A 24,178-nucleotide genomic window follows, 5' to 3' on the forward strand; every position below is an offset into this window, starting at 1 on the left:
GCGATGATCGAGCGGATCGTCGACTCCCGTGACCCCCGGCTGAGCGACTACTTCGACCTGACCGACGTCAGGCTGCGTCGAGTCGTCGAACCGGCCGAGGGTCTCTACATGGCCGAGAGCTCCAAGGTGATCTCCCGCGCGATCGAGGCGGGCCACCGACCCCGGTCGCTCCTGATGACCGAGAAGTGGCTGCCCGCCCTGAGCGAGCTCGTGGCGCAGGCCGAACGACGATTCGGTCCGGTGCCCGTCTATGTGGGGACGGACGACGTCGTCGAGCAGCTCACCGGGTTCCACCTGCATCGCGGTGCCCTCGCCGCGATGCACCGCCCGCCGCTGCCGTCCCTGGTCGAGCTGATCTCCGGCAGGACCCGCATCGCGGTCCTCGACGGTCTGGTCGACCACACCAACGTCGGGGCCGTGTTCCGCAGCGCCACGGCGCTCGGGATCGAAGGCGTCGTCCTGTCGCCGGACTGCGCCGATCCGCTGTACCGGCGCTCCGTGCGGGTCTCGATGGGAGCGGCGCTGACCATGCCGTACACGCGCGCTCGCGTGTGGCCGGTCGACCTCCAGCTCCTGCGCAGCGAGGGGTTCGTGCTGGCGGCACTGGCACTGAGCGACGACTCGGTCGACCTCGCCGACTTCGTGCAGGTGCTGCCGGAACGCCTCGCCTGGATGCTCGGGTCCGAGGGCCACGGGCTCTCGGCGACGGCCATGGACGCCGCCGACACCGTCGTCCGCATCCCCATGCAGCTCGGCGTTGACTCGCTCAACGTGGCCGCCGCGAGCGCCGTCGCGTTCTGGGCCAGCTGTGGCGGCGGGCCCGGCGACCGCCGGGCGATCACCGCCGGGCGAGCGTGACCGCGGTGACGACGAACCCGTCGCGGACCGCCCACCGGCCGTGCAGCTCGTCGGTGCCGAGGCCGTCCGGCTCGACCCGGGCCACGAAGGTGCCGTCACCCAGCCGGACGTCCACGTCCTCGAACCCGAGCCAGGCCCGCACCACCGGGTACCAGACCTTGTAGACCGACTCCTTGGCGGAGAACAGCACGCGGTCGGGACACAGCGCGGGGTCGACGTCGTCGAGCGCGGCACGCTCCGCCGCGCTCATCACGAGGGGGCCGACGCCGTCGGGCAGCGGTGCGAGGACCTCCGCGTCGATCCCGACGCCCCACCACGCGTGGGCGTGGGCCACGGCGGCGGCGCGGTACCCGTTGCAGTGGGTCATGCTGCCCACCACCCCCGGAGGCCAGCGCGGCGCCCGGTCCGGTCCGGACGGGATCGGGCCGGCGGGGAACCCGAGCCTGCCGAGCGCGGTGCGCGCGCACACCCGGACCGCCGCGTACTCCTCGCGGCGTGCAGGGACCGCTGCCGTCACCGCCGCCTCCTCCTCGGGGTACAGCCGCGCAGGACCTGCGGGCCCTGCGTGCTCCTCGGCCTCGACGCCCGCCGGCAGCACGGACCGGATCACAGCGCGAGGCCGTCGACGACCTCGACACCGGGGGCGCGCCCCAGCAGCGCACCCGGGAGGGCCAGCTTCGAGCAGCGCAGGCCGCTGCCGATCACGACGTCGGCGCCCGCGTCGGTGTCGTCGACCGTGACACGGCTGTCGACGAGCACCCGGTACGCGCTGGGCAGCCCGAGCGGGGTGATGCCGCCGTACTCCATCCCCGACTCCGCGGTGGCCCGGTCCATCGGCAGGAAGGAGGCCTTGCGGACGTCGAGCAGCCGCTTGACGGCGTTGTTGACGTCCGCCCGGGTCGTGGCGCGTACCACGGCCGCGGCGATGCGCTCGTCACCCTCACGCCGACCCGCGACGAGCACGCAGTTGGCGGACGCCGCGGGCGGCAGGCCGTACGCGTCCGTGAGGGCGGCGGTGTCCGCGAGGTCCGGGTCGATCTCGGTCACGAGCACCCGGGCGACCGCCGTGGCGTCGTGCTCCGCCCACCGGCGCAGATGGGCCAGCGTGCCGGCCGCCAGCAGGTCGGGCCGCTCGAGCGCGGGTACCCAGGTCAGCGACCCGCTGGGGAAGGTGGTCGGTCGGCCAGCGGTCACGGCTCGTCCGTCCGTCGGGGCCCCTCGTCGATCGCCGGGAGGACCAGGCGCAGGTCCGCGGTACGCACCTGCCCGCGGCGCAGGCCGTGGCGTGCGTCCGCCTGGTCGACCAGCTGGTGCAGGGCCGTCAGCAGCCCACGCTCCCGGGCAAGGGCGACGACGGCCCGGCTCTCGTCGCGGTCCGGCGCTTCGCGCTCCTCGGTCAGGTCGGCGAGACGGCGCATCAGCACGCCGGACGAGAACGCGATGCGGTCGAGGGCGAGAGTGCCCCGCTCGAGCAGGGCCTGGTCGGTCTCGCTGTCGAGCTGGACGTGCGCGAGCCACTCGGCCAGGGCCTCGAGCGACTCGACGTCCTGGGCGAGTCGCTCGTGGTCGGGCCCGGTCCCGTGGGAGAACTGCATGGGCGTCATTCTGCACACCCCGGTCGGCGCTGCAGGGAGGCCGCAGCGCCGTGTCCGGCACGTCCGGGGTGTGCGGCGAGGGGCCTCACGTCGTCTGGTAGGTACCGACCAGGACCGCTCGCGCGAGGGTGTGGAAGACCGCCGCGGTGCTCGTCTTGCCCGGCAGGGTGTCGGCGTCGAGGCCCAGGGACGGGACGTCGAGCGCGTGCACCACGAAGAAGTAGCGGTGCACCTGGTCGCCGGGCGGGGGAGCGGCACCCCGGTAGGCGGCGACCCCGTCGTCCCCCCGGAGCTGGAACGCACCCCGTGGCAGGTCCGCCCGGTCGTGCGTGCCGATTCCCTGCGGGAGCTCGGTCGTCGACGCCGGCACGTCGACGAGCGTCCAGTGCCACCAGCCGGCCGGACCCGGCGCGTCCGGGTCGTAGCACGTCACGAGGAACGACTGTGTCTCCGCCGGGTGGCCGGACCACGCCAGATGCGGTGAGAGGTTCTGTCCCGCCGGGGTGTTCGTGTGCACGTCGGGCACGCGCTCACCGTGCGTGACGTCGTCGCTGCGCAGGTCGAACGCGGGAACGGGCGGCAGCAGGGAGTACGGGTCGGGGGCGACGGGACGGGTGAGGGAGACAGTCATCGCGCCATCATCGCGCGGGCTCCGGGACGTCGCTCGGTGAGGTCTCCGGCGGCCGGGCGGACCCCGGCGCTGCGTCCTGCTGCCGACCCAGCAGAGCCCGGGCCGGCAGCAGGCGGTCGGCACCCACCACGACGAGGCCCAGGACGAAGAAGCCGGTGCTGTAGACCAGCACGTTGGTGAGCAGGCCGCCGTAGCCGAGCTCGGAGACGTCGACGAACCCGTACGGGTAGTCGCTGCCCGGGCTCAGCACGCCGCGGAGCGTGCTGAACGCGCAGTACGCCACCGGGTACAGCAGCCACCATGCGGCGTTCCGGACCCGCAGCCGGCGGTGCGGGACCATCAGCACGAAGTGCAGCGTCGTGGCGATCGGCGTGAGGCGGTGGACGATCTCCGCCTTGGTCAGCCCCAGCGCGATCACCTCCTCACCGAGGGGCGACGGGTCGAGGATGAAGTACGACACGAGCCCGGTGATGAGCAGGAACAGCGTGACGGCGCCGAACGCCCACGAGGGCGGGTCGGGTCGTCGCGTGAAGGCCGCGGCGGCACCCCAGAGCATGAGCAGCGCCATCAGCAGGTTGGACTGGTTCGTGAAGTAGACGTAGTCCTCGACCGTGAGGTGGAGCCCGGTGCTGGGCCTCCAGAACAGGGCGACGAGCGTGATCGCGGCCAGCGCGAGCCGGTAGAGACCCACGACGACTGACATGCGTGTCCTTCCTTCGTGGTGCGTCACCACGGCCGGGCACCGGGCGCTGCCGGACGGGCACGACGGTAGTGCAGGTCACCGCCGCGGGGCTCCCGGTGGTCCACCGCTGATCGGGTGAGCGCGGTCGTCCGGATTGACAGTGCGGGGAGTGTCAGCGTTCACTGACATACTCGAACATGCGTTCGATCACGCCGAACGTTTGTAGTGAACCTGCAGGTCAGCGCGTGATGACCGGTGACGACCGGGAGGAGGCAGACATGTCGACGAGCACCCTGTCCCGAGAGGACCGGGCCGTGCTGGCGCGTGCCGTGCTGGCCCGGGCCGAGCTGCGCACCGGGGCACGCAGCACCCGGACGGGCACCGGGGGGCGGCCGGTCCCGGACGGCGTCCCGCTCACCGGCCCGCTCGTGGTGGACGAGCACACGGACGACGAGACGCCGGCCCTGGCGCTCGTGGAGCCGCTCCCCGCGGGCGAGGTCGCACCACCCACCCGGACCACCAGCCTCATCACCACCGAACGCCCTCCCATGCCCGTACCACCGCAGCTGCTTCCGCTGCTGCCCGACGGCCTGCAGCGGGGCGCCACGACCGCGGTCGTCGGGTCCACCTCGCTCGTGCTGACCGTGCTCGCGTACGCGTGCGCCGGCGGTGCCTGGGCGGCCGTGGTGGGCCAGCCCACGGTCGGCCTGCTCGCGGCGGCACAGGCAGGGGTGGCGCTCGAGCGGCTCGCCGTGGTGCCGAGCCCGGGTGCGGAGGCACCCACGGTCGTGGCCGCGCTGGTCGACGGCATGGACGTGGTGGTCGTGGGGCCCGAGGCGGTGCTGACGGACGCCGACCGTCGCCGGCTGTCCGCGCGGGCACGGGACCGCGGCGCGGTGCTGCTGTCCACCGTCGACTGGCCGGGCGCCTCGACGGTGCTCACGGTCGAGGCCGGCCGCTGGACCGGTGCCGGGGCGGGGGACGGGCGGCTCCGGACGCACGAGCTGAGGGTCACGCGGTCGGGCCGGGGGAGCTCGGCGACGCCGCTGTCGGTGGACCTCGCGCTGCCGCTCGGGGCGGTGAGTGACGTCGCCGCAGCCGGTCGGGCGGACGCCGACGCGCCGTCCGGCGCCGCGCCGGTGTCTCCTGCGCCCCCCGCGCCCCCGGGACTGAGGCTCGTCGGATGAGCACGCGCACCACCGTCCTGTGGGTGCCCGACTGGCCGGTCGTCGCCGCGATGACCGGCCAGGAGGTCCCGGCGCACCTTCCCGCCGCGGTGCACGACGGCCGACAGGTCACCGCCGTCTCGGCGCTCGCCCGCGCGGAGGGGGTGCGACGGGGGATGCGCCGACGCCAGGCGCAGGGCTGCTGCCCGGAGCTCGTCCTGCTGACGGCCGACGACGCCCGGGACGTGCGGCTGTTCGAGCCCGTCGCGGTGGCGGCGGAGACGGTCGTCGCCGGCATCGAGGTGGTCCGGGCCGGGCTGCTGCTGCTGCCTGCCGGTGGGGCCAGCCGGTACCACGGGTCGGAGGACGGCCTGGCGGAGCGGCTCGTCGACGCCGTCGCCGCAGGGTCGGGTCACGAGTGCGCGGTGGGGACCGCCGACGGGCTGCTCGCCGCCGTCCTCGCCGCCCGCACGGGCGCCGTGGTGCCGCCGGGGGGGTCGCCCGCGTACCTCGCACCGCTCGGCGTGACCGAGCTCGTGCACGCCGCCGTCACCGACGAGGTGGCCGCCGCCGTCACCGAGCTCGTCGACCTGCTGCACCGGCTCGGTCTGCGCACCCTCGGCCAGCTCGCCACCCTGCCGCCGGCGGACGTGCACGCCCGCTTCGGCCGGCTCGGCACCTGGGCGCAGACGCTCGCGCGCGGGGACGACGAGCGCCCGCCGGCCCGTCGTCGACCGGAGCCGGACCTCGAGGTCGGCACCGAGCTCGACCCGCCCGTCGACCGCGTCGACACCGCCGCGTTCGCCGGCCGCCGGCTCGCCGAGGAGCTGCACGAGCTCCTCGTCCGGCAGGCCGTGACGTGCGGCCGCCTGCAGATCGCCGCGCGTACCGACGAGGGCACCGAGCTGGTACGGACATGGCGGACCGACCTCGGCGGCTGGGGCGGCCTGACCCCTGCCCGCATCACCGACCGCATCCGGTGGCAGCTGGAGAGCTGGCTGTCGGCCACGGCCGTCGAGACCGCCCGCGCCCGCGCCAAGGACGACTCCGCCACCCGACGGCGGCCCCGGCCCCGCTCGCAGGACCCGTGGGCGCACGACGACCTCCCGGTGATGGACCCGTGGCTCGACGACGACACGCACGCCGTCACGCTCGTCCGGCTCGTCGTCACCGCGCTCGACGTCGCGGCTGCCGGCGCCGAGCAGGGCCGGCTGTGGGGCGGGCCGTCGGGCGGCGACCTGCGCGCGCACCGCGCCCTCGACCGCGTGCAGGGCATCGTCGGAGGCGGTGGCATCCTGACGGCGACGCTGCAGGGCGGCCGGGACGTCCGCGAGCAGGTGCACCTGCGCCCGTGGGGCGAGCAGACCGAGCCACCCCGCCCTCTCGACCGTCCCTGGCCGGGACGGCTGCCCGAGCCGGCCCCCGCGACCGTGCTCAGCCTGCCGCGGCCGGCGGACGTGCGGGACGCCGCCGGTGCGCCCGTCCGGCTCGACGCACGCACCGGGCTGCAGGGCGAGCCCGCGACCGTGCGCTGGTCGCCCGCCGAGGGGGAGCGGGAGGTGCGGACGGTCGTCGGGTGGGCCGGGCCATGGCTGCTCGGCGCACGGTGGTGGACCGCCGGGGCGACGCCGGGCCTCGGGCTCCGGGCGCACGTGCAGGTCGTGCTCGACGACGGCCGCGCCCTGCTCCTCGCGTGCGGCGTGCAGGGGTGGACCTGCGAGGCCACCTATGACTGAGCCGCCGGTCACCGGCCGCACAGCAGGTCGCCCGTCCGGCCGTCCGTCCGGCCGTCCACCAGGTCACCACCCCCCCTACGCCGAGCTGCACGCCCACTCCGCGTTCAGCTTCCTCGACGGTGCCAGCCAGCCCGAGGAGCTCGCTGCCGAGGCTGCCCGCCTGGGCCTGACGGCGCTCGCGGTGACCGATCACGACGGGCTCTACGGCGTCGTCCGGTTCAGCCAGTCCGCCAAGGCCGTCGGGATGCCGACGGTGTTCGGTGCGGAGCTGCACCTGCCCGCACCGGACGGCCGGCGGCACCCGCACGAACGCACGCGCGCCACCCCGGGCCTGCCGGTGCTCGACCCGCCGACGGGCATCCCGGACCCCCGCGCCTCCCACCTGCTGGTGCTCGCCCGCGGACCGGACGGGTACCGCGCACTGTCGAGGTCGATCGCCGAGGCGCACCTGCGCACCGGCGAGAAGGGCGCCGCGGACTACCGGCTCGACGAGCTCGCCGCGACCGCGGCCGGGCAGTGGCTGGTCCTCACCGGCTGCCGCAAGGGCGCCGTGCGGCGCGCGCTCGCGGGCGGTGACCCGTCGGGCGTCGCGGGTGTCGCCCCCGGCGGGCTCGCCGCGGCCAGGACCGAGCTCGACCGGCTCGTCACCCTGTTCGGCCGGGACAACGTGGCGGTCGAGATCACCGCGGCGGGTGACCCGTACGACTCCGATCGTGCCGACGCGCTCGCCGCGCTCGCCGCCGACGCGGGTCTGCCGCTCGTCGCGACCGGCAACGTGCACTACGCGACCCCGAGGGACGCAGACCTCTGGGCCGGGCTCGCCGCGGTGCGGTCGAGGTCGTCGCTCGACGACCTCGACGGCTGGCTCCCGGGCGGACCCACGGCTCACCTGCGGTCGGCCGCCGAGATGCTCGCCCTGCACCGCCGTCACCCGTCGGCGGTGGCGACCGCGGCGGCCCTGGCGGCGGAGTGCGCGTTCGACCTGTCGCTGGTCGCGCCCGAGCTGCCCCCGTACCCGGTGCCCCCCGGGCACACCGAGGCCACCTGGTTGCGTGAGCTCGTCCGTCAGGGGGCGCTCGAGCTGTACGGGTCGCCGGAGGACGAGCGTGTGCCCGGGGCGTACCGGCAGCTCGCCCACGAGCTCACCGTGATCGAGGACCTGGGGTTCCCCGGCTACTTCCTCGTCGTCTACGACCTCGTGAAGTTCTGCCGGGACAACGGGATCCTCGCGCAGGGCCGGGGTTCGGCGGCCAACTCGGCCGTCTGCTACGCCCTGCGGGTCACTGCGGTGGACGCCGTGAAGCACGGGCTGCTGTTCGAGCGGTTCCTGGCGCCCGAGCGGGACGGCCCGCCGGACATCGACGTCGACATCGAGTCCGCGCGCCGCGAGGAGGTCATCCAGTACGTCTACGCCAAGCACGGCCGCACGCACGCCGCCCAGGTCGCGAACGTCATCTCGTACCGGCCACGGTCGGCCGTGCGGGACGCCGCCCGGGCGCTCGGGTACGACGCCGGCCAGCAGGACGCGTGGGCGTCGTCGATCGAGCGGTGGGGGAGCCTGCGGCCGTCGCCGGCGGTGGTGGAGGCTGCCACGCCGCCGACCACGCCGCCCGCTACCTCGTCGGGTGGGTCGTCGGGCAGGTCGCACGTCCCGGCGCGGGCCTCGTCGTCCGGTTCGTCGTCCGGCGCTGGACCCGGGACGAGCGAGGCGACCTGGACCCCGACGCTGGGCTACGGCGGCCGGCGGTCCCGTCCGCACGTCGGGCACGTCGGCCCGGTGCCGGAGACGCCCGCCACGGTGACCACGCCCCGGCAGGTGCGCACGCGCGACCGGGCCTCGATGTGGGGCCACACCTGGGAGCCGCCCGCGGTGCTGCGGCCACCGCAGGGTGCTCAGGAGCGGACCGTCCTGCGCGCGCCCAAGGGCACCGACGTCCCGGGTCTGGCCACGGCCGACGGGCACGACGTGGTCCCCGCCCTCCTGCCGCCGGCGGCGAGCGACCTCGACGAGATCCCCGCGCACGTCATCGACCTGGCCGACCGCTTCCTGCGCCTGCCCCGCCACCTCGGCATCCACTCGGGCGGGATGGTGATGTGCGACCGCCCTGTCATCGAGGTGTGCCCGGTCGAGTGGGCGCGCATGCCCGGTCGCACGGTGCTGCAGTGGGACAAGGAGGACTGCGCCGACGCGGGGCTGGTGAAGTTCGACCTGCTGGGCCTCGGCATGCTCACCGCGCTGCGGATCGCGTTCACGTTCGTCGAGCAGCACGAGGGCCGCGCGCTCGACCTGCACGCCCTGCCCGACGAGGACCCGCTGGTCTACGACCTGCTGAGCGCCGCGGACACCGTCGGGGTGTTCCAGGTGGAGTCCCGCGCGCAGATGGGCACCCTGCCGCGCCTGCAGCCTCGCACGTTCTACGACATCGTCATCGAGGTCGCGCTCATCCGTCCCGGTCCCATCCAGGGCGGCTCGGTGCACCCGTACATCGAGCGGGCGCACGGCCGTCAGCCCGTCAGCTACCTGCACCCGCTGCTGGAGAAGTCGCTCGCCAAGACCAAGGGGGTGCCGCTGTTCCAGGAGCAGCTCATGCAGATGGCGATCGACGTCGCCGACTTCACGCCTGCGGAGGCCGACCAGCTGCGCCGGGCGATGGGCTCGAAACGGTCCACCGAGCGGATGGAGGCGCTCAAGGAGCGGCTGCTGTCGGGGATGGCGAAGCACGACATCTCCCGGGAGGTCGGCGAGCAGATCTACGACAAGCTCAGGGCGTTCGCCGACTTCGGCTTCCCCGAGTCGCACGCCTACTCGTTCGCGTTCCTCGTGTACGCCAGCGCGTGGCTGAAGGTGTACCACCCGGCGGCCTTCTACGCGGGGCTGCTCGCGGCGCAGCCGATGGGCTTCTACTCCCCGCAGAGCCTCGCGGCGGACGCCCGCCGGCACGGCGTCGAGGTGCTGCGACCCGACGTGCAGGCGTCCGACGTGCAGGCGTGCGTGGAGCGCACGGGTCCGACGCCCGTCGAGGGCGAGCCGCTGCTGGTGCCGTCCCCCAGCGGTACGGGCCGGGCGCCGGCTGCGGGTGTGCGTACGTCGGCCGCGGCGGGCGTGCCACGCTCGCTCGCGGTGCGGCTGGGGCTGGTGTCGGTGCGGTCGGTGGGGGAGGGCGTCGCCCAGCGTCTCGTCGACGAGCGCCGGGCGCACGGTCCGTTCGCCGACCTGCGGGACCTGGTCCGCCGGGTGCAGCTGACCACCGCGCACCTCGAGGCGCTCGCGACGGCGGGGGCCCTCGACCGCCTGGGCGTCACGCGCCGGGAGGCGCTGTGGGCGGCGGGAGCGCTCGCCCAGGAGGGTCCGGACACGCTGCACGGCGTCTCGGTGGGGGTGACGGCGCCGATGCTGCCCGGGTTGAGCGACGTCGAGATCGCGACGGCCGACGTGTGGGCCACGGGTGTGTCCGTCGACTCCTACCCCACGCAGTTCGTCCGCAAGGGCCTCGACGCCGCGGGCGTGCTGCGGGTCGAGGAGGCGTACCGGCACGAGGTCGGTCGCCGGGTGGCCGTCGCCGGGGTCGTGACCCACCGCCAGCGACCCGGGACCCGCGGGCGGCGTGACGTTCCTGTCCCTGGAGGACGAGACGGGTCTGCTCAACATCGTGTGCTCGGCGGGCCTGTGGCAGCGGTTCCGGCGGGTCGCCCGCACGTCGAAGGCGCTCGTGGTCCGCGGCCGTCTGGAACGGTCGGACGGCGCCACCAACCTCGTCGCCGAGCACCTGGCCCCGATGTCGCTGCGGGTGCGCAGCTCCTCGCGCGACTTCCAGTAGGTGGCACGATGCACGGCCACGCGCCAAGAAAGACGTGCCCGGCGACCGCCTCAGGCCGAGGAAGGAACGGTCAGCGCTCCTTGACGACCTCGCCGTCCTCGATCTGCTCGGCGTCGTCGACGGGTTCGACCTCGTCGTCCGCCTCGTCCTCGTCCATCGGCGGGTCGAGCGTGCGGAGCCGGGAGAAGATCGCCCACACCACCGCAACGAGCGGCACCGCGATGATCGCACCGAGGATGCCGGCGGTCAGCGTCCCGCACGTCACGGCGAGCGCCACGACGACCGGGTGCAGCGACACCTGCTTGCCCATCACGAAGGGCTGCAGGACGTGCCCCTCGAGCTGGCCGATGAGGGCGATGCCTGCCCCGACGAGCGCCGCGGAGAGCAGCCCGTTCGCGGCCAGCGCGACGATCATTGCGATCACCATCGCGGCGGGCGCGCCCACCAGGGGAATGAACGCGCCGATCGTCACCAGTACCGCCAACGGCGCGGACAGCGGCACCTGCAGGATCGTCAGCAGGATGAACGCGAGCATCCCGTCCGTGACCGCGATGATGACGGTGCCCCGCGTGTAGCCGGAGAACGTGTACCAGCCGGCCCCGCCGGCGGTCTTCCACGTGTCGCGCGCACGGACGGGCAGCTGGTTGAGGAACCACGTCCACATCTCACGGCCGCGCGCGAGGAAGAAGATCGTGCAGAAGATCGCCAGCGCCAGGGCGGTGAAGACCTCGACCACCGACCCCGCCCCCGCGGCCGCCTGGCCCGCCAGGTCGCCGCGCATGCTCCTGGACCCAGGCCTGCCCGTTGGTGAACCACTGCGCGATCTGCTCGTTCGTGATCTTGAACGGCAGCGGGCCGTTCTCCAGGAAGTCGGTGATCTGCCCGATGCCGTCGTTGAACTGCTCGGTGAGGTCCTGCCACTGGTTCGCGATCGAGTACGCGACGTACGTGAGCAACCCGACGAAGAACAGGATCCCGCCGAGGATCGACAGCGCCGTCGCGAGCCCACGCCACATGAACCGGGACAGCAGCTCGACGAACGGGCGGAGCACGGCGGTGAACACGAAGGCGAGGAACAGAGCGATGAACAGGAGCTGGACCCTGGAGGTCGCGTAGAAGATCAGCCCTACCGCGGCGACCACGACGAGCAGTCGCCAAGAGACCCCGGCCATGCTCCGCAGCCAGCGCGGAGCCGTGTGCTCGATGCCGTACGCGTTCGGGTTGCGGCGTGCCCCCGCCACCTTCCGTGCGGCCGCAGGACGGCTCCCGGAGGTGCTGGTCAGGTCGGACATCGGGCTCCCGGCTGTCTGCGAGGTGGCGGCCGCCACGGTGGTGCCGGGTGCCGTACGCGCCAGTCTGCCCTCCCGGGCCGATGCATGCCCGTGCGCCGCACCGTGCTATCTTTCATGCCGCACCTGAGGGAGTCTGTGGGCTCCTGACGGTCCACTCGTCCGGGTGGCGGAATGGCAGACGCGCTAGCTTGAGGTGCTAGTGCCCGAAAGGGCGTGGGGGTTCAAGTCCCCCTCCGGACACTCGTTGAGACAGCGACGATAGTGCCCCTGAACTGCGGAAACGCAGTGCAGGGGCACTTTTCGTAGGTCGTGTTGTCCCGTCGATGTCGTCGCCGACACGGAACCAGTCGACATATCCACATGCCCGTCGGTCTCGGCCGTGGCGTAACAGCAGATCGCGAACCGGTACCCGGTGAAGTGCTCGAGGCTGCATTCCATCACCAGGTCGTCGCCGATCGGCGTCCAGACGGCCCGTCGAGCGGGTACGCGGACGACGCGCGGTCGGCGGCGTCCCGGAAGTCCACATCCACGCGGAGCAGGACCGTCTCGGCCGTCAGCGGCACGTGAGCGCTGGTGAAGGCGGCGCTCCCCTCATCCCGGAGACGTCCCGCGAGATCGCCGCGGCGCCCGCCGGCCCGCACGTGCGCTGGGTGAGCGTGTTGCGGGCGTCGATGGTGCCTGACGCGATGCTTCCCGTGGTCGGCCGCAGGTGGCCAGGCCGGTCGGTGAGCGACCACCGGTTGTCCGGTGTGTGGTTCCACTGCCACGGCAGCCCGAGGCTCGACTTGTTCCAGACGTTCTCGTCCGACGTCGTCAGTGCAGCGGCGTCGGCCGTGTTCCAGTAGCCGGCCGGAGGCAGAGGGGTGCTCACGGGGTTGGTCTCCTTTGGCTGGGCAACTACGTGGGGGAGGGGGCGAGCTGCTCGCTTGCGTGTGGTCAGGCGCCGCCGCGGGTGGATCCACGCACCACGAGGCGGACGGGTGCGACGACGTGCTCGGCAGGACCGGTCCTGCCCGACATCTGGCGGTGCAACAGTCCGACCGCCGACTCGGCCACGCCCTCGTGGTTGGCGTCGACCGACGTGATACCCGGAGGCGATGACCTCGAGCATCGCGTCGCGAGCACCGAGAGAGGTGTAGTCGCTGATGGGCACGACGTAGGCGGGATCGGCGGCGAGGCCGGCCTCGCGGCACGCGTGCTCCCACCCGATGCGGCGGTCCGTGGTCATCATGGGTGCGGCGTCGAACGAGCATCCGAGCGCAATGATGCGGCGCGATCCGCGCTCGATCATGTGTGCCGTGGCGAGGCGGGCACCTGACTCGTTCGCCAGGCGCACGTGGTTGAGGTGACCGGGAACGTCGCGCTCGCCCAGCAGCACAATCGGCTTGGAGGTGCGGACGCGACGGGTGCCGTGCAGCCCTCGTGTCTTACGCCATGTGAGACGCTGTTGTCATGGCAGACACCATCACGTTCCGACCCGACGCAGACACCCGACTCGCGCTCGAGGAGCTCACCTCTGACGGCACCCCGGTCTCCGCTGCCGTCCGGGACGCACTGATGGAGGCCGCCACACGACACGCACACGCTCGACTGCGCGCCGAGGTCGAAGCGCTGGCCGCTGACCCCGAGGATCGGGCCGAGAGCGCGCGCGTGCTGCGTGACATGGAGACGCTGCGTGCGTGGTGATGTCTACGAGCTCCGAGCGCCGCGAGGCGCCCGTGGGCACGAGCAGGCGCGCAACAGGTTCGCCGTCGTAGTGCAGTCGGACAGGTTCGACGTGCTCTCGACATGGCTAGTTGCACCGACGTCGACGTCCGCCCGCGATGCCACGTTCCGACCCGCAGTCCAGGTCGACGGCGAGCGCACCCTGGTGCTTGTGGAGCAGACCAGCGCCGTCGACCCAAGCCGGCTTGGCGACCGGGTAGGGAACCTGCGGTTCGACGAGCTACGCGCCGTCGACGCAGCGTTACGTCTCGTCCTCGACATCTAGTGCGACGCGCCATTCGTCGACATCCATGGCACAGGAGCCGCTCGCTTGCGTGTGGTCAGGCGCTGCCGCGGGTGGATCCACGCACCACGAGGCGGACGGGTGCGACGACGTGCTCGGCAGGGCCGGTCGTACCCGACATCTGGCGGTGCAACAGTCCGACCGCCGACTCGGCCACGCCCTCGTGGTTGGCGTCGACCGACGTGATGCCCGGAGGGATGAAGCGTGACATGTCGAGGTTGTCGAACCCGGCGAGCTGGACGTCGACGGGGACGCGAAGCCCACTGTCTGCCAGGGCGGACAGCGCCCCGAGGGCGACGATGTCGGTGACGGCGAAGACCCCGTCGAAGGGCAGCCCGGAGGCGATGACCTCGAGCATGGCGTCGCGAGCACCGAGAGAGGTGTAGTCGCTGATGGGCACGACGTAGGCGGGATCGGCGGCGAGGCCGGCCTCGCGGCACGCGTGCTCCCACCCGATGCGGCGGTCCGTGGTCATCATGGGTGCGGCGTCGAACGAGCATCCGAGCGCAATGATGCGGCGCGATCCGCGCTCGATCATGTGTGCCGTGGCGAGGCGGGCACCTGACTCGTTCGCCAGGCGCACGTGGTTGAGGTGACCGGGAACGTCGCGCTCGCCCAGCAGCACGATCGGCTTGGAGGTGCGGACGCGCCCCAGCTGCTCCAGGTCGAGACCGGCGATGGACAGCAGGACGCCGTCGTAGATCTGGAGCCTCGCGACGCTCAGCGCCTCCATCTCCTGTTCGGCGCTGGCGCTCGTCCGTTCGAGGACGAGGTGACGCCCCTCCGCCTCGATCAGCGGGGCGACCTGGTCGGCGAGCTCGCCGAAGTAGTCGTGGAAGCTCGGAACGACGAAGGCGACGGTGTCGGTCCGTCCGGCCCGCAGGTGGCGCGCAGTCAGGTTGACCTCGTACCCGAGGGCTTCGACGGCCGCCATGACCCGGGCACGCGTCGGCTCGCCGACGGGAAGGCGCTCGTTGAGGACGTTCGACACGGTCATGACCGAGACGCCGGCCGCGCTGGCCACGTCCGCCATCCTCACCATGCGCATCCGCCTTCCCGCGACATCGAGCAGGTCCAGCGTGCGCTCGTCGAACCCGGAGGGCCCGGCCACGCCGCCGGAAGCGTGCTCAATATATCGATAAAACGCACGACTGCAAGGGGTCCTCGGGGCGCCTTGGAGCGACCTCCCGGCGCGTGGCGACACCGTCCGCCTGACACGTCCCGGCTGGTTGTCGGGCAGGTCGAAGGGCGGGGTGCGAGCTGCCCACGCTCGGCACCGCCGTCGACGGGCCGGTGGCACGGCAGACGAGCACACCGTCGGCGCGGGCCACGAAGGTCTCGAGCCGGGCACCTGTCGCATCGGCGGTCGAGGCGATGCCGGAGAGCTGATGGAGGGTCCTGCGGCGCTCGAGCGAGCCGGCTCCCGGGCGTGCTCGCCGGCGGCCACGCAGCGGCAGCGGGTCTCCGGGCCGTCGAGCGCCATCCCTGGTCGCAGGTCCGCCGGACCACAAGGTGTCGAGGTCGAGGCTCAGGCTTGGGTGCCCACGCCGCCACGGACGGCGGTACCGGGACGTCGCCGTGATCATCTCGAGACGTTCGAGGGCTTGACTGCTCGCGACGGCGTCTCTACTTTAACGCTAAAATCCCGCTCGGGATGAGGACGCAAGCCCCAACTCGTCGCGTCCGATGTGCACGTTCCAGTCAAGGATGATCGGAACTGATCTCAAGGGAGAGACCTCGGTGCGTACCGCAAGAACGAAGTTGTCAGCTCTTGCCCTGGTTGCGGCAGTGTCAGTGGGACTTGTCGGATGTACCTCCGGCGCCCCCGAAGAGGCCCCTTCGAAGGACGCCGTCATCCCCGCGGGCGATCTGGCTGACCAGTCAGGAACGCTGACCCCCAGCAACCCGACGACGCTCACGACCTGGATCACGTCGGCCCAGCAGGCCCCGGCAGCCGACAACAAGATCACCAAGCTGCTCAAGGACCAGCTGGGTGTCACCCTCAAGTACGAGATCGTCACTCCGGACAACGTGGACCAGAAGATCGGTGTCATGCTCGCGGGCGGTCAGTACCCCGACCTCGTCGGCACCACCGACCTGAAGATGCGTCTCCTCGAGGGCGGCGCTCTCCTGCGCCTGGACGACATGCTGGCCACCGGGGACTACCCCAACCTCTCCACGCACGTCGAGGACGACATCAAGAAGATGAGCTACTCGGGCGACGAGGTCGACCCGGGCCTGTACATCTTGCCGAACTACAACCGCTTCTACGGCGACCCCACGGGCGGCACCTACTTCGGTCCCGCGTTCTGGATCCAGAAGCGTGTGCTCGAGGACGCCGGCTACCCGGACCTCAGCAACATGACGCTCGACCGCTACTTCCAGCTCATCGCGGACTACAAGGCGAAGAACCCCGAGACAGACGGCGCCCCGACCGTCGGTTTCGAGGTTCTGGCGTCGACGGGCCGTGAGTGGGGCATGACCAACCCGCCGGCGCTGCTGTCAGGCTCCCCGAACAACGGTGGCGTCATCGTCGACGACAAGAACCACGCGTCGATCTACGCCGACAAGGACGTCGCGAAGGACTTCTACAAGGTCCTCAACGAGCAGTACAAGGCGGGTCTCGTCGACCGCGAGTCCTTCACCCTGTCGTACGACCAGTACACCGCGAAGCTGGCCACCGGCACCGTCCTCGGCATGCACGACCAGGGCTGGGACTTCCAGACCGCCACCCAGTCGCTGCAGAGCGCCGGCAAGGACGAGTACACCTACGTGCCCCTCATGCCCGTCTACGACGGGGTGAAGCCCTGGTACGCCGACCGCCCCGTCATGAACACCAACCAGGGGTTCGGCATCTCCGTCTCCAGCAAGCAGCCGGAGAAGGCACTGAAGTTCCTGGACGTCATGCTCAGCGAGCCCTGGCAGAAGGTGCTCTCGTGGGGTGTCGAGGGCGAGGACTACCAGGTCGGTGACGACGGCATGTTCTCCCGCACGGACGAGCAGCGGGTCAACTCCAAGGACATCACCTGGCGTGCCTCCAACCGTCTCGACGCGCTGCTCGACGTGCTCCCCAAGCACAACGGTCAGTTCTCCGACGGCAACGCCTACAGCCCCGACGACCAGCCCGCCGAGTTCTTCGCGACGCTGACCGACTACGACCGCAACGTCATGGAGAAGTACGGCAAGAAGACCTGGCTCGAGTTCATGAACCCGCAGCCGGAGAACCCCAAGTACTACCCGGCGTGGAACATCGGGCTCTCCGAGGACGCCAACCAGGTCAACCAGCAGCTGACCGATGCCAACGTGCAGAACCTGCCGAAGATCATCGCCGGTGATCCTGCCGACTTCGACGCGAGCTGGAAGGCGTACGTCGACGCCATCCACAAGATCGACGTCAAGGTGTACGAGGACGCCGTCAACGCCGGCATCAAGGACCGTCTGGAAAACTGGTAACAGTCCGCGCGCAGTCGTGGTGGGGGGCGTGCGCCCCCCACCACGAGGCGTTCTCGCTCACCACTCACTGCTCCTGACGACGAGGTTGGACAGATGACGGACGCACCGGTCGTCACCCTTGTGACCGCCACCGGGCTCGAACCGGTCCTGGAGCCCGCGAGCAGCTCGCGTGCCCCCAACCGCAAGGCCCGAAAGAAAGCAGCGAAGGGTCCCCGGCGCAAGATCACCTGGGACAAGGTCTGGGCGCAGCGAGCCCTGCTCGTGATGGCCGTCCCGCTGCTGATGTACCAGATCCTGTTCAAGTACGTCCCGGTCTACGGGTGGGCGATCGCCTTCCAGGACTACAAGCCGGGTCGCGGCAGCATCTGGCACCAGAAGTGGGTCGGCTTCGAGAACTTCGTCGACCTGTTCACCGGTGTCAACGGTGAACGGTTCCGCCGGGTCCTGGTCAACACGCTGGGACAGTCGGTCCTGAGCCTGGCCGTCGGGACCGTCGGGGCCATCGTCCTGGCGCTGCTGCTGAACGAGGTCAAGAACCGTCCGTTCAAGCGGATCATGCAGAACATCACGTACATGCCCCACTTCCTCAGCTGGGTGATCGTGGCGAGCCTGGCATCGGTGGCGCTCTCGCTGCCCTCCTCCGGCGGGTTCATCAACCAGGCACTCATGAGCCTGGGACTCGTCCACGAACCCGTCCTGTTCCTGACCGAGCCCAACGACTTCTGGGGGATCGTCGCCGGGACGAGCCTGTGGAAGGAGCTGGGCTGGAACACGATCATCTACCTGGCCGCGATCACCGCGATCGACCCGAGCCTGTACGAGGCCGCCGAGGTCGACGGAGCAGGCCGCTATCGCAAGATGTTCAACATCACGCTCCCGAGCATCAGGCCCACGATCGTGGTGCTGCTCATCATCAACAGCGGCTGGATCCTGTCGACGAACTTCGAGCTGCCGTACTTCCTCGGCAACGGCCTGATCTCCGAGAGGGCCGAGACCATCGACGTCTTCGTGCTGCGCTACGGCTACCAGCTCGGCAACTACAGCCTCGCCGTCGTCGCGGGCATCTTCAAGACCATCGTCGCCATCATCCTGGTGGGCTCGGCGAACCTAGCGGCCAAGCGCTTCAACCAAGAGACGCTGGTCTAGGAGGACTTCATGTCAAGCACCTCTGTCGTGAAGCCTCTGGCGCGGCGCGTGTCACGAGGCAGGTCACCGCGTCGCAGGTGGACGCCCGAGCGGATCATCTTCACGTCGCTCAACACGGCCTTCCTGCTGGCCCTCGCGGCGCTCATGATCTACCCGCTGCTGAACACGCTCGCCATCTCCCTGAACGAGGGCCAGGACGCCGTCCGTGGCGGGATCGGCATCTGGCCTCGGGTCTTCTCGCTGAAGAACTACGAGGTCGTGCTCAACATGAACACGATCTACCAGGCGTTCTTCATGAGCGTCCTGAAGACCGTCGTGGTCGTGGCGACGAACCTGCTGTTCACCTCGATGCTCGCCTATGCGCTCAGCCGCAAGGAGTTCATCTTCCGCCGCTCGATCACCCTGATCTTCGTGCTGACGCTGTACTTCGACGCCGGGCTGATCCCCAACTACCTGCTCATCAGGGACCTGGGCATGCTGAACAGCTTCCAGGCCTACTGGGTCCCGACGATGATCAGCGCGTTCAACCTGATCATCCTGCGCACGTACATGAAGTCGATCCCCGACGAGATCACCGAGTCGGCACGGGTCGACGGCGCGGGCGAGTTCCGCACGTGGTGGCAGATCGTGATGCCGCTGTGCAAGCCCACGCTGGCCGTGGTGGGTCTGTTCGTAGCCGTCGGCAGCTGGAACGCCTGGCTGGACACCCTGCTGTACAACTCGGGCGATCAGGCGTTGTCGACCCTGCAGTACGAGCTGCAGAAGCTGCTGGCGAGCTCGATGAACGCCGGCGCGAACTCCGCGAACGTCGCGGGCAACGCGGCCTCTGTGGGAAGCGGCGGGCAGCTCACCACACCGATCGCGCTGCGGTCGGCGATCACCATGGTGGCGGCCGTCCCCATCCTGTTCGTCTACCCGTTCCTGCAGAAGCACTTCGTGGGCGGTCTCACGATCGGCTCCGTGAAGGGCTGATGGCGTCGGCCTCCCACACACCGGGGGAGGCCGGCCCCGTCCTCAGGGACCCGCAGCTCCGCACACCGAGAGGCCCCGACCATCCTCCGTTTCAACCCCGCGTCGCGACTGTGGCGCGTCCTGGACTCGCTGGGCACCGTCATCGTGATCAGCCTGTTCTGGCTGGTGAGCCTGGGCCTCGTCGTGACGGCGGGAGCGGGGACGGTGGTCGCCTACGAGGTGTGCCGCCGGTACGTCCTGGGCAAGGACGCGGGCCTCTGGGCCGTCGGCGCGTTGGCCCTGCGGCAGAGCTGGAGGCAGGCGACCATCATCGGCCTGCTGGCCGTCCCGGTCGCGGCCGTCGGCATCCTCACGCTCTCCTACCTGCCCACTCTGGGGCTGGCCGGGGTCTTGGTCCCGCTCCTCGTGGTCGGACTCTTCCTCCTGCTCCTGGTCTTCTGGTGCCTGCCCCTCGCAGCCCGCTTCACCAACCCCACCTGGCGACAGGTGCGCAACGGGCTCACCTTGGGGCTGACGACGCCCAGCCTGACGTTCCTGCTCGGGATCGCTGTGGTCCTCGCGGGCGTCGCCATCTGGAACTTCATGCCCGCGGTGTTCGTGGCACCCGGCCTGATCCTCCTGTGGTGGTGCTACCTGCTCGAGCGGTTCTTCGTCGCCCGGGGGTACGTGCCACCGGAGCAGGAGGACGCGGAGGTCTGACGCTCTTTCGCCGTCGACCTGAGCTGTCTCGGGGCCCGCCGCTGAGACCCTCGACGCTCTCCCGGGCCTCGTACGAGAGGCGCTCTCAACCACACGACTCCAGTGATCGACGAAAGGCGCTGTCGTGACCATCCTGCACGTCACCACCACCGGCTCCGACCGTGCTGACGGGTCGGCCGACGCCCCGTTCCGGACCATCAACCGGGCCGCCCAGGCGGCCATGCCGGGCGACACCGTCGCCGTGCATGAAGGCGTGTACCGAGAGTGGGTGAACCCACCGCGCGGCGGCACGGCCGACGCGCCGATCACCTACCAGGCCGCGGTAGGCCCGGACGGGCGCTTCGAGCCCGTCACGATCTCCGGTGCCGAGGTGGTCACCGACTGGCGCCCCCACCCCGGCGCCGAGGGTCGCGTCTGGGTCACGGAGGTGCCGAACGCCCTGTTCGGGGCGCGCAACCCGTACGCGGAGCGCATCGGCGGCGACTGGTTCTTCGACCGGGTCAACACCTGGCACACGGGCGAGGTGTATCTTGACGGCAGGTCGATGTACGAGTCGCTGACCCTCGGCGGCGTCGAGCACCCCGAGGTCACCCCGGACTCGTTCGACCCGGAGGGCTCGCTGCTGACCTGGTACTGCGAGGTCGGCGACGACGTCACGACGATCTGGGCGAACTTCGGTGGCGCGGACCCGGCCGCGCACGAGGTCGAGATCAATGCGCGCACCTTCGTCCTCTGGCCCACGGCGACGGGCATCGACTACGTCACGGTGCGCGGGTTCACCCTGACGAAGGCCGCCACGCAGTGGGCCCCGCCCACCGCGCTGCAGGAGGGTCTGATCGGCCCGCACTGGTCGAAGGGCTGGGTGATCGAGGACAACACGATCACCGACTCGAAGAACGTCGGCGTGTCGCTCGGCAAGGAGGCCAGCACCGGGCAGAACGAGGCGGCCGCAGGGCCGGACGGCGCCAAGGGCGGCACACAGCGCGAGCGCGAGGTGATCCAGCGGGCGCTCGTCCTGGGCGGGCCCGGCGCAGGCGAGCCGCACCCGTGGCACCGGGACCACGTGGGTTCTCACACCGTGCGCCGCAACACGATCCGGGACTGCGAGCAGGCCGGCGTCGTCGGGCACCTGGGGGCGGCGTTCTCGACCATCGCCGACAACCACATCTCGCGCATCCACGTGAAGCGGCAGTGGCACGGCGCCGAGGTGGCCGGAATCAAGCTGCACGCCGCCATCGACACCGTCATCAGCGGAAACACGATCCATCACACGCACCGCGCGCTGTGGCTCGACTGGCAGGCCCAGGGCACGCTGGTGCGGCGCAACGTGTTCTACGCCTCGACCGCCGAGGACTTCATGGTCGAGGTCTGCCACGGCCCGTACCTCGTGGACTCGAACCTCTTCCTGTCGCCGTGGGCGGTCAAGGACATGTCCACCGGTGGCGCCTACGTCCACAACTACGTCGCGGGTCGCATCGCGAACTGCACGGAGCACCAGCGGTACACCCCGTACCACGTCCCGCACTCCACGGCCGTCTACGGCGTCTCGAACATCCTCGGCGGCGACAACCGGTTCTACAACAACGTCTTTGTCGGTGACCGCGCCACCGGCGAGGGCACCGAGTCGGACGGACAGGCGGAACCGGAGCTCGCCAGCTTCTGGTCCGGCGCGATCGACATGGACGGCGTGCCCGGCGAGGCGACCTTCGTGCCGACCCCTGTGGGCACCTCGCAGTACGACGCCTACCCGACGTCGCAGGAGTACCCGAACGAGCACGGCAGCGCGTTGGCCGGGCCACGGCTCCCGGTCTGGATCGAGGGGAACCTCTACGCGGACGGCGCCGAGCCGTTCCGCGCGGAGCCCACGGCCCTCGTGATCGGCACGTCGCCGGTGCGCGTCGAGGTGGTCGACGCCGAAGCCGGGACCGTCCGGGTCGACGTGAGCTACGCGGACGACATCGACGTCGTCGCCCCGGTGACGACCGCGCGCCTCGGGACGAGCTACCAGGCCGAGATGCCCTACACCAATCCCGACGGGTCCGATCTGGACCTGAGCGCCGATGCCTTCGGGATCCCACGGGACCAGGTCGTGCCCGGGCCGTTCGCCGTATCGGCACCCGCGACTCGGATTCTTGCCGCACCGGGTCCGGGCCGGTGAGCGTCAGGTCGTGCGTGTCGCCTCGATGACCGTGTCGACGCTCCTGGTGACTCGGTCCCCGGTCAGAGGAGAGATGGATGAGAGCCATGGTCCGGAGGTGAGAACGTCAACACTCCGGACGGGATGGCCGTCTCCGGACGCCGATGACGGGTGGGCTGCTCACAATCCTCGAGGTCGGTTCGCGTCAAGATCCGGGCGCGTGTGTCGATCGAGCGAGCGGGGAGTGCGCAGGACGCCACAGCGACGGGGTCATCTTCTCGCCCGACGCGGAATCACCACTGCACCGTGGCGGCTCTCGTGGTCGCCGAACCCCGGCCGCAATGCCACCTGGACGTGAGTGAGGAACGGATCTCTATGTCGACGAACGCTGTGCGGCCCGACGCGCCCGACGCCCACGGTGGCGAGTCCGACGACGCGGGATCGAAGTTTGGCCAGGTGCTCGACGCGGCGGCGAGGCTCCCGGGCGTTCGGATCAACCGTGCGGCCTTTCTCCGATCGGCGCTCGGCCGCTACTGCACCCAGGAGCAGATCCAACGCGCCATCACGACGAGCCCTGCGGCCGCCGGCGTTGCGAGCGCCGTCATCACGAGAGCGGCGAACACCTCGATCAAGTACGAGACGAGCAAGGTGACCGCGATCTCGACGGCCGCGGGCATCCCAGGTGGCCTCTGGATGGTTGGAACGGTGCCGGCGGACATGGCGCAGTACGTCGGCCATATGCTCCGTGTCTCGCAGAAGCTCGCGTACCTTTACAGCTGGCCCGACTTCTTCGCCGACGGTGACAAGATGGACGAGGCCACCGAGGGCATTCTTACCCTGTTCGTGGGGGTGATGGCCGGTGTCAACGTCGCTCAGAGTGGCGTTTCCAAGGTGTCGGCGATGATCGCTGCACAGGTAGTCAAGAAGCTCCCCCAGCAGGCGCTCACCAAGGGTGCCGTCTACCCCATCGTCAAGAAGGTCGCGGGATATCTCGGTGTTTCGATGACCAAGAAGATCTTCGCCAGTGGCGTCGCGAAAGTCATCCCAGTGGTCGGAGCAGTGCTCTCGGGCGCCCTGACCCTGGGCACATTCCTCCCCATGTCGAAGAAGCTGCAGAAGCACCTGTCCAGTCTCGAGCTCACGAAGGCTGGACGCGCCGACGGATCGGCCGACCAGGCCTCCGACGAGACCGTGGACGTCGAGCTCGTCGAGGACGACGAGCTGGTCGAGAGCTCTGCGCAGCACTAGGGCGCGCGTCGGGGCTCGTGGGTCCGTGCGGGTCGGTGAGCCCATGGGCTCACAGCGTCCCTGGAGGCGGAAGCGCGAGACCGTTGACCAGCGAGACGACCGCCGCCTGTGCGAGGCCTCCGGCAGCCGGTGTGTGCGGCAGCTGTCCGCCGCGCGGGCCCGAGACGATGAGCCGATGCGCGCCGATGTCTCGATCGCCACACCACTGGGCGAGCTTCGGGTGGCCGTCGGCGCGGGGGACTCACCTGCGCCGCCCCGCCGGACAGCTCTGCCGGGCGGCGCTCGGGTCATCGTCTGGCCAGACGTCCGCGGCTGACCGTCGAGACCTTGGTCGCCTGCCTGCGGCCGTTCACCAGCGCGCTGACGGACCTGCCCCGAGGGGCACGTGGGGGTCGAGTGGCTTCTTGGGCGGTGCCGGCACTGGGTGCAAGCGAGACCGCCCGGATCCATGTTGCCGTCGCGTGGTGCCGGACCGGATGGCTCAGTGCAGGCCAGGTGCCGCCGGACCCGGTTGGTCGTCCGGGATCGCGTTCACGGCGCGTTGCATCAGTGCAGCGCCGACCGCGAGGTGCAGCGTCCGGTCCTCCGAGAGGAACGGGTTCGGGTCCGTGAACGCGTGCGTGAGGTTGCGTTCGGACAGCCCATGCGGGGCGGTGTTGTCGTGGTCCGTCATCGGATCCTCCTTCGGGCGTCCACCTGGTCGTTCGTCCAGCAGTCGCGCGGGACTCTATCGGGAA

22 protein-coding genes, 1 tRNA gene and 1 pseudogene are annotated in these 24,178 nt (G+C 70.9%); 13 read left to right on the forward strand and 11 right to left on the reverse strand.

The features are described from left to right. Positions 1 to 3: 3 nt before the first annotated feature. A complete protein-coding gene (locus ACVW07_RS00270; RefSeq protein ID WP_456817295.1) occupies positions 4 to 858 on the forward strand; it encodes a TrmH family RNA methyltransferase in 855 nt (284 codons plus the stop codon). Here ACVW07_RS00270 and ACVW07_RS00275 read toward each other — a convergent pair. The 5 genes from ACVW07_RS00275 to ACVW07_RS00295 all read right to left on the reverse strand — a co-directional run bounded on the left by ACVW07_RS00275 (position 839) and on the right by ACVW07_RS00295 (position 3,787). Further along, complete coding sequence (locus tag ACVW07_RS00275; protein ID WP_456817296.1) at positions 839 to 1,468, reverse strand: 4'-phosphopantetheinyl transferase family protein; 630 nt, start codon at positions 1,466 to 1,468, stop codon at positions 839 to 841. The genes ACVW07_RS00270 and ACVW07_RS00275 overlap by 20 nt on opposite strands. Further along, positions 1,465 to 2,052 (reverse strand): YbaK/EbsC family protein, encoded by a 588-nt coding sequence (locus tag ACVW07_RS00280; protein WP_456817297.1) that lies wholly within the window; start codon positions 2,050 to 2,052, stop codon positions 1,465 to 1,467. Before ACVW07_RS00280 ends, ACVW07_RS00275 begins: the two co-directional genes overlap by 4 nt. Continuing rightward, positions 2,049 to 2,453, reverse strand: coding sequence for a hypothetical protein (locus ACVW07_RS00285; protein WP_456817298.1), 405 nt, complete (start codon positions 2,451 to 2,453; stop codon positions 2,049 to 2,051). The genes ACVW07_RS00280 and ACVW07_RS00285 overlap by 4 nt, the downstream gene beginning before the upstream one ends. Before the next feature lie 85 nt (positions 2,454 to 2,538). Continuing rightward, positions 2,539 to 3,084 carry a YbhB/YbcL family Raf kinase inhibitor-like protein gene (locus ACVW07_RS00290; RefSeq protein WP_456817299.1) on the reverse strand — a complete coding sequence of 182 codons (546 nt, stop codon included), beginning with the start codon at positions 3,082 to 3,084 and terminating at the stop codon, positions 2,539 to 2,541. Positions 3,085 to 3,091: 7 nt separating this feature from the next. Beyond that, entirely contained in the window at positions 3,092 to 3,787 is a 696-nt protein-coding gene (locus ACVW07_RS00295; protein WP_456817300.1) for a Pr6Pr family membrane protein, read from the reverse strand. A gap of 257 nt (positions 3,788 to 4,044) precedes the next feature. Here ACVW07_RS00295 and ACVW07_RS00300 point away from each other — a divergent pair, with 257 nt between their 5' ends. The 3 genes and pseudogenes from ACVW07_RS00300 to ACVW07_RS00310 all read left to right on the forward strand — a co-directional run bounded on the left by ACVW07_RS00300 (position 4,045) and on the right by ACVW07_RS00310 (position 10,486). Beyond that, positions 4,045 to 4,953 (forward strand): hypothetical protein, encoded by a 909-nt coding sequence (locus ACVW07_RS00300; protein ID WP_456817301.1) that lies wholly within the window; start codon positions 4,045 to 4,047, stop codon positions 4,951 to 4,953. Next, positions 4,950 to 6,668, forward strand: a complete 1,719-nt coding sequence (locus ACVW07_RS00305) for a DNA polymerase Y family protein (RefSeq protein WP_456817302.1) — start codon at positions 4,950 to 4,952, stop codon at positions 6,666 to 6,668. The genes ACVW07_RS00300 and ACVW07_RS00305 overlap by 4 nt, the downstream gene beginning before the upstream one ends. Beyond that, positions 6,661 to 10,486, forward strand: a pseudogene (locus ACVW07_RS00310) (PHP domain-containing protein). The gene ACVW07_RS00305 and the pseudogene ACVW07_RS00310 overlap by 8 nt, the downstream one beginning before the upstream one ends. Positions 10,487 to 10,556: 70 nt before the next feature. Here ACVW07_RS00310 and ACVW07_RS00315 read toward each other — a convergent pair. Together ACVW07_RS00315 and ACVW07_RS00320 are read right to left on the reverse strand one after the other, a co-directional pair. Further along, positions 10,557 to 11,267: an AI-2E family transporter gene (locus ACVW07_RS00315; protein WP_456817303.1), complete on the reverse strand. Its 711-nt coding sequence runs from the start codon at positions 11,265 to 11,267 to the stop codon at positions 10,557 to 10,559. After that, positions 11,152 to 11,778 carry an AI-2E family transporter gene (locus tag ACVW07_RS00320; protein ID WP_456817304.1) on the reverse strand — a complete coding sequence of 209 codons (627 nt, stop codon included), beginning with the start codon at positions 11,776 to 11,778 and terminating at the stop codon, positions 11,152 to 11,154. The genes ACVW07_RS00315 and ACVW07_RS00320 overlap by 116 nt, the downstream gene beginning before the upstream one ends. 157 nt (positions 11,779 to 11,935) lie before the next feature. Between ACVW07_RS00320 and ACVW07_RS00325 the strand changes: the two genes are divergently transcribed. After that, positions 11,936 to 12,018, forward strand: a tRNA-Leu gene (locus ACVW07_RS00325). Positions 12,019 to 12,331: 313 nt separating this feature from the next. Here ACVW07_RS00325 and ACVW07_RS00330 read toward each other — a convergent pair. Beyond that, the gene (locus tag ACVW07_RS00330; RefSeq protein ID WP_456817305.1) at positions 12,332 to 12,649 is read right to left on the reverse strand and encodes a beta-xylosidase family glycoside hydrolase; all 318 of its coding nucleotides are present in this window, start codon (positions 12,647 to 12,649) and stop codon (positions 12,332 to 12,334) included. Positions 12,650 to 12,714: 65 nt separating this feature from the next. Continuing rightward, positions 12,715 to 12,903: a substrate-binding domain-containing protein gene (locus tag ACVW07_RS00335; protein WP_456817306.1), complete on the reverse strand. Its 189-nt coding sequence runs from the start codon at positions 12,901 to 12,903 to the stop codon at positions 12,715 to 12,717. A gap of 327 nt (positions 12,904 to 13,230) precedes the next feature. Between ACVW07_RS00335 and ACVW07_RS00340 the strand changes: the two genes are divergently transcribed. Then, positions 13,231 to 13,464, forward strand: a complete 234-nt coding sequence (locus ACVW07_RS00340) for a hypothetical protein (protein ID WP_456817307.1) — start codon at positions 13,231 to 13,233, stop codon at positions 13,462 to 13,464. Next, positions 13,454 to 13,768, forward strand: a complete 315-nt coding sequence (locus ACVW07_RS00345) for a type II toxin-antitoxin system PemK/MazF family toxin (protein ID WP_456817308.1) — start codon at positions 13,454 to 13,456, stop codon at positions 13,766 to 13,768. Before ACVW07_RS00340 ends, ACVW07_RS00345 begins: the two co-directional genes overlap by 11 nt. Positions 13,769 to 13,823: 55 nt before the next feature. Here ACVW07_RS00345 and ACVW07_RS00350 read toward each other — a convergent pair whose 3' ends face one another. Further along, positions 13,824 to 14,897, reverse strand: coding sequence for a LacI family DNA-binding transcriptional regulator (locus ACVW07_RS00350; RefSeq protein ID WP_456817309.1), 1,074 nt, complete (start codon positions 14,895 to 14,897; stop codon positions 13,824 to 13,826). 677 nt (positions 14,898 to 15,574) lie between these two features. Here ACVW07_RS00350 and ACVW07_RS00355 point away from each other — a divergent pair. From ACVW07_RS00355 to ACVW07_RS00380, 6 genes are all read left to right on the forward strand, one after another. Next, on the forward strand, positions 15,575 to 17,239 hold the full coding sequence (locus ACVW07_RS00355) for an extracellular solute-binding protein (RefSeq protein WP_456817310.1): 1,665 nt from the start codon (positions 15,575 to 15,577) through the stop codon (positions 17,237 to 17,239). Positions 17,240 to 17,332: 93 nt separating this feature from the next. Further along, positions 17,333 to 18,385 (forward strand): ABC transporter permease, encoded by a 1,053-nt coding sequence (locus tag ACVW07_RS00360; RefSeq protein ID WP_456817311.1) that lies wholly within the window; start codon positions 17,333 to 17,335, stop codon positions 18,383 to 18,385. A 9-nt stretch (positions 18,386 to 18,394) separates the two neighbouring features. Further along, entirely contained in the window at positions 18,395 to 19,357 is a 963-nt protein-coding gene (locus ACVW07_RS00365; RefSeq protein ID WP_456817312.1) for a carbohydrate ABC transporter permease, read from the forward strand. A gap of 144 nt (positions 19,358 to 19,501) precedes the next feature. Then, complete coding sequence (locus tag ACVW07_RS00370; protein WP_456817313.1) at positions 19,502 to 20,056, forward strand: hypothetical protein; 555 nt, start codon at positions 19,502 to 19,504, stop codon at positions 20,054 to 20,056. A gap of 124 nt (positions 20,057 to 20,180) precedes the next feature. Beyond that, complete coding sequence (locus tag ACVW07_RS00375) at positions 20,181 to 22,214, forward strand: DUF1565 domain-containing protein (protein WP_456817314.1); 2,034 nt, start codon at positions 20,181 to 20,183, stop codon at positions 22,212 to 22,214. 285 nt (positions 22,215 to 22,499) lie between these two features. Further along, the gene (locus tag ACVW07_RS00380) at positions 22,500 to 23,441 is read left to right on the forward strand and encodes a hypothetical protein (protein WP_456817315.1); all 942 of its coding nucleotides are present in this window, start codon (positions 22,500 to 22,502) and stop codon (positions 23,439 to 23,441) included. A gap of 481 nt (positions 23,442 to 23,922) precedes the next feature. Here ACVW07_RS00380 and ACVW07_RS00385 read toward each other — a convergent pair whose 3' ends face one another. Further along, complete coding sequence (locus ACVW07_RS00385; RefSeq protein WP_456817316.1) at positions 23,923 to 24,114, reverse strand: hypothetical protein; 192 nt, start codon at positions 24,112 to 24,114, stop codon at positions 23,923 to 23,925. Positions 24,115 to 24,178 lie beyond the last annotated feature (64 nt).

Source organism: Cellulomonas sp. URHB0016 (assembly GCF_054057935.1).

Excerpts from the sequence above, each read along its gene's own strand:
- ACVW07_RS00270 (WP_456817295.1), top strand. The coding sequence starts at position 4 with ATGATCGAGCGGATCGTCGACTCCCGTGACCCCCGGCTGAGCGACTAC.
- ACVW07_RS00285 (WP_456817298.1), bottom strand. The coding sequence starts at position 2,453 with ATGCAGTTCTCCCACGGGACCGGGCCCGACCACGAGCGACTCGCCCAG.
- ACVW07_RS00290 (WP_456817299.1), bottom strand. The coding sequence starts at position 3,084 with ATGACTGTCTCCCTCACCCGTCCCGTCGCCCCCGACCCGTACTCCCTG.
- ACVW07_RS00295 (WP_456817300.1), bottom strand. The coding sequence starts at position 3,787 with ATGTCAGTCGTCGTGGGTCTCTACCGGCTCGCGCTGGCCGCGATCACG.
- ACVW07_RS00300 (WP_456817301.1), top strand. The coding sequence starts at position 4,045 with ATGTCGACGAGCACCCTGTCCCGAGAGGACCGGGCCGTGCTGGCGCGT.
- ACVW07_RS00305 (WP_456817302.1), top strand. The coding sequence starts at position 4,950 with ATGAGCACGCGCACCACCGTCCTGTGGGTGCCCGACTGGCCGGTCGTC.
- ACVW07_RS00315 (WP_456817303.1), bottom strand. The coding sequence starts at position 11,267 with ATGCGCGGCGACCTGGCGGGCCAGGCGGCCGCGGGGGCGGGGTCGGTG.
- ACVW07_RS00320 (WP_456817304.1), bottom strand. The coding sequence starts at position 11,778 with ATGTCCGACCTGACCAGCACCTCCGGGAGCCGTCCTGCGGCCGCACGG.
- ACVW07_RS00340 (WP_456817307.1), top strand. The coding sequence starts at position 13,231 with ATGGCAGACACCATCACGTTCCGACCCGACGCAGACACCCGACTCGCG.
- ACVW07_RS00360 (WP_456817311.1), top strand. The coding sequence starts at position 17,333 with ATGACGGACGCACCGGTCGTCACCCTTGTGACCGCCACCGGGCTCGAA.
- ACVW07_RS00365 (WP_456817312.1), top strand. The coding sequence starts at position 18,395 with ATGTCAAGCACCTCTGTCGTGAAGCCTCTGGCGCGGCGCGTGTCACGA.
- ACVW07_RS00385 (WP_456817316.1), bottom strand. The coding sequence starts at position 24,114 with ATGACGGACCACGACAACACCGCCCCGCATGGGCTGTCCGAACGCAAC.